5 protein-coding genes and 1 pseudogene are annotated in these 3,367 nt (G+C 63.6%); 1 reads left to right on the plus strand and 5 read right to left on the minus strand.

What is annotated here, in order from left to right:
- Positions 1–36: 36 nt before the first annotated feature.
- Entirely contained in the window at positions 37–642 is a 606-nt protein-coding gene (locus ENZ75_RS25795) for a hypothetical protein (RefSeq protein WP_063169173.1), read from the minus strand.
- 112 nt (positions 643–754) lie between these two features.
- On the minus strand, positions 755–880 hold the full coding sequence (ykgO, locus tag ENZ75_RS25800; RefSeq protein ID WP_006203764.1) for a type B 50S ribosomal protein L36: 126 nt from the start codon (positions 878–880) through the stop codon (positions 755–757).
- A gap of 240 nt (positions 881–1,120) precedes the next feature.
- On the opposite strand from ykgO, the pseudogene ENZ75_RS25805 reads away from it, so the two are divergent.
- Positions 1,121–1,544 (plus strand): annotated as a pseudogene (locus ENZ75_RS25805) (lysozyme inhibitor LprI family protein).
- A gap of 6 nt (positions 1,545–1,550) precedes the next feature.
- Here the strand turns inward: ENZ75_RS25805 and ENZ75_RS25810 are convergent.
- The 3 genes from ENZ75_RS25810 to ENZ75_RS35670 all read right to left on the minus strand — a co-directional run.
- Complete coding sequence (locus ENZ75_RS25810; RefSeq protein ID WP_063169172.1) at positions 1,551–2,630, minus strand: 5-(carboxyamino)imidazole ribonucleotide synthase; 1,080 nt, start codon at positions 2,628–2,630, stop codon at positions 1,551–1,553.
- Positions 2,627–3,124 carry a 5-(carboxyamino)imidazole ribonucleotide mutase gene (purE, locus tag ENZ75_RS25815; RefSeq protein WP_063169171.1) on the minus strand — a complete coding sequence of 166 codons (498 nt, stop codon included), beginning with the start codon at positions 3,122–3,124 and terminating at the stop codon, positions 2,627–2,629. Before purE ends, ENZ75_RS25810 begins: the two co-directional genes overlap by 4 nt.
- Before the next feature lie 102 nt (positions 3,125–3,226).
- Positions 3,227–3,367: PfkB family carbohydrate kinase (locus ENZ75_RS35670; protein ID WP_281061279.1), on the minus strand; the 141-nt coding region annotated here is incomplete at its 5' end.

Here is a 3,367-nt window from a genome sequence, read left to right on the forward strand (position 1 = left end):
GTCTTACTGCCCTATTCCCTTACTCCCCTAGAGCAATCAAATGCCTTCACCGGCAAGTTCCTCCGAAATCGTGCCGACCTGGTCCTGGGCGCTGCGCATCATCGGATAGATGGCCAGCACCTTTTGCCAGGCCTCGAGCGCCGATTGCTTGTGGCCGGTCAACGCCATGATCTGCGCCAGGCCGGACAGCGCACCGAAATGGCGCGGCTCGAGCTGCAGCGTATGGTCGATGTCGGACATCGACTTGCCGTAGTTCTTCATCATGAAATGGACGGTGGCGCGCCGGTTCCAGCCCTCGGCATAAGTAGGCTGCAAAGTCACCACCTGGTCGAGGAAATCGAGCGCGACGTCGAACTTCTGGCCCTCGACGGCTTTTTGCGACCATTGCATCATCAGGTCGATCGAGGCGCTGCCGGATTGCGACCACTCGCTCCAGATGTTGCCGGCGATGCGCTCCGCCGCCTTTTCGTTGCGTTCGCGTTTCAAGTCGCTGAACAGCTGATCGAGGCGGGCTTGTTTCGTCGTTGGGGCGGGCGGCGCATCCTGAGTGGACGGCGGCGCGACAGCACCATCCGCCCATGCCGGGCCATAAATGACGCCGGAAACAAGCAGAGATGTCAAAAATGCAAAAGGAATCCGCATCGCCGGACTCTAGTCCCGGGCGAGAGAACGTCAAACTGAATTTGGCGTGAAAAGGCCGGCAGACGGCGACAAGCATCAAATGGGCGGAGGCGACAGCCTCCTGCCCGAAAACTCAGCCCTGACGTGCCTTGTAGCGCGGGGCGGTCTTGTTGATGATGTAGATGCGGCCCTTGCGGCGAACCAGCTGGTTGTCGCGGTGACGCGCCTTCAGCGCCTTGAGCGAATTCTTGATCTTCATGGTCTTGCCTGTCGGTGTGGACCCGGTTGGGTCGAAATTTTAAGGCGCGCCAGAAGACGCGCCTTTGAACTGTGGGTGGCTCATAAACGAGGAGCCTTGTCCCTGTCAACCGCAAGCGTGCTCCATAGCGGCTGTGAATCATCCCTGTCATCAATTATCCGCCATGTCTGCCTTGCGGCATTGCGCGGCCCTGGGCCGGCTGGGATGATGCGGTCGCCGTGAAATGATTTGGAGACGACTATGCGCCGGATGTTCCTGGCCGCCTGCCTTGTCCTGCTGGCGGCAGCTTCGGTTGCGCGCGCGCAGGAATGCGACCGCAGCGACGACAGCCAGCAAATGATGAACATCTGTGCCGGCGAGGATTACCAGGCGGCCGACGCCAGGCTCAACACGGCCTATCAGAACCTCACCAGCTCGGACGATGCCAACGGCAAGAGATTGCTGCAGGTGGCGCAACGCGCCTGGATCACTTTTCGCGATGCCGAGTGCGCGCATTCCACCGCCGCCAGCGAAGGCGGATCGATCCATTCGATGGAAGTTTCGCAATGCCTGACCCAGATTGACCAATGACCGCGTCAAGCAGCTCGCTGCCGCGGCCAATTGCGAGGAAGGCGATGGGAGTTGCGCCAATACAGGGCAGGACGAGAGCGACGACGCGCAGTAGGCAACCTTATGAGGCGCGACGTCTGATCCGAGTGAAATGACCCATCTTGCGGCCGGGCCGCGCTTCGGTCTTGCCGTAGAGATGCAGCATCAGATCGGGCTCGGCGAGAAGCTCCGGGACGCGCAGCACATCGTCGCCGATCAGGTTTTCCATCACGCAGTCGGAATGGCGGTCCGGGCCGCCGAGCGGCAGGCCGGCGATGGCGCGGATATGCTGCTCGAACTGCGAAACGACACAGGCGGCTTCCGTCCAATGGCCGGAATTGTGCACGCGCGGCGCGATCTCGTTGGCCAGCAGCGAGCCATCGGCCAGCACGAAGAACTCGACGCCGATGACACCGACATAGTCGAGCGCCGCAAGGATCTTCGATGCGGCCGTTCGGGCTGCTTGCGCCGTCTCCGGCATAATGGCGGCCGGCAAGGTCGATGTGTGGAGAATGCCGTTGCGATGGATATTCTCGGCTGGATCGTAGGCGACAACCGCACCGTCCAGCCCACGCGCCGCGATCACCGATATCTCGCGCTCGAACGGCACGAAGGACTCCAGAATCAGCGGCACATTGCCCATCGCCTCGCATGTGCCGGCAAAACCGCCGGCTTCCATGTTGCGGAAGACGCGCTGGCCCTTGCCGTCATATCCCATGCGCCGGGTCTTCAGGATGCCGCTGCCGTCGAATGCTTTCAGCGCCGCCGCCAGCTCGTCATCATTGTCGACGGCGTGGAAATCGGCGGTGGCAATGCCGATGCCGTTGAGGAATGTTTTTTCGTCCACCCGGTCCTGCGCCACTTCCAACGCACGCGCCGGCGGATAGACCGGAACCTTGGCCGCCAGCGCGCTGGCCGCTGCGACCGGGACGTTCTCGAACTCGTAGGTGATGACGGAACTTGACGCTGCCAGGTCGGCAAGGGCGGCCGGGTCGTCATAGGCGGCTGTTATCTGCCGGTTGGCGACCTGTGCGGCCGGGCAATCCGCTTGCGGCTCCAGCACCACGGTGCGGTAGCCGAGACGGGCGGCAGCAACAGCCAGCATGCGGCCGAGCTGGCCGCCGCCAATGATACCGATGGTCGATCCGGCGGGCAGGCTCACGGCGTATCCGTCGGTTCAGCCGCGACCTTGGCAGTCTGCGCGGCGCGCCAGGCATCCAGACGGACGGCAAGGCTGTCATCGTTCAGGGCCAGCACGGCGGCGGCCAAAAGGGCTGCGTTGGCGGCCCCAGCCTTGCCTATGGCCAGCGTTCCAACGGGAATGCCGGCTGGCATCTGGACGATGGACAGCAGCGAATCCTGCCCGGAAAGCGCTTTCGATTCCACCGGCACGCCGAACACCGGCAATGGCGTCATCGCCGCCGTCATGCCGGGCAGGTGTGCTGCACCGCCGGCGCCGGCGATGATCACCTGGTAACCGGCCGCCTTGGCGCCCTTGGCGAAATCATAGAGCCGGTCCGGTGTACGATGCGCGGAGATGATGAGCCGCTTGTGCGGGATGCCAAGTGCTTCCAGCGTTTCGGCGGCATGGCGCATCGTCGCCCAGTCGGACTGGCTGCCCATGATGATGGCGACGTCGGCGCGTTGATCGTCCAAGTCCGTGTTCCCCGGCGACAAAGGCGCGCCTTAGCGGAATTCGCGCGAGGCCGCAAGGATAGGCGGCCGCTGCTGCGGTCTGGCAAGACGGAAACCAGCCGGTCAGATGCCGTCGCGCTCGGCCTCTGGCGTCGAGACCAGCAAGGCCGAAGCCGCGTTGGCGGCGGTGATGGCCGCCCGCATGGTCTGCCCACGGGCAAGTCCCGCGGCCAGCGAGACAACGAATTCATCGCCGGCGCCATG

Source organism: Mesorhizobium sp. M7A.F.Ca.CA.002.04.1.1, from assembly GCF_004022805.1.
GTDB classification, from domain to species: domain Bacteria; phylum Pseudomonadota; class Alphaproteobacteria; order Rhizobiales; family Rhizobiaceae; genus Mesorhizobium; species Mesorhizobium ciceri.

Bases quoted from the DNA above. Each gene is read 5' to 3' on its own strand.
- ykgO (WP_006203764.1), bottom strand. From the start codon at position 880: ATGAAGATCAAGAATTCGCTCAAGGCGCTGAAGGCGCGTCACCGCGAC.
- ENZ75_RS25795 (WP_063169173.1), bottom strand. From the start codon at position 642: ATGCGGATTCCTTTTGCATTTTTGACATCTCTGCTTGTTTCCGGCGTC.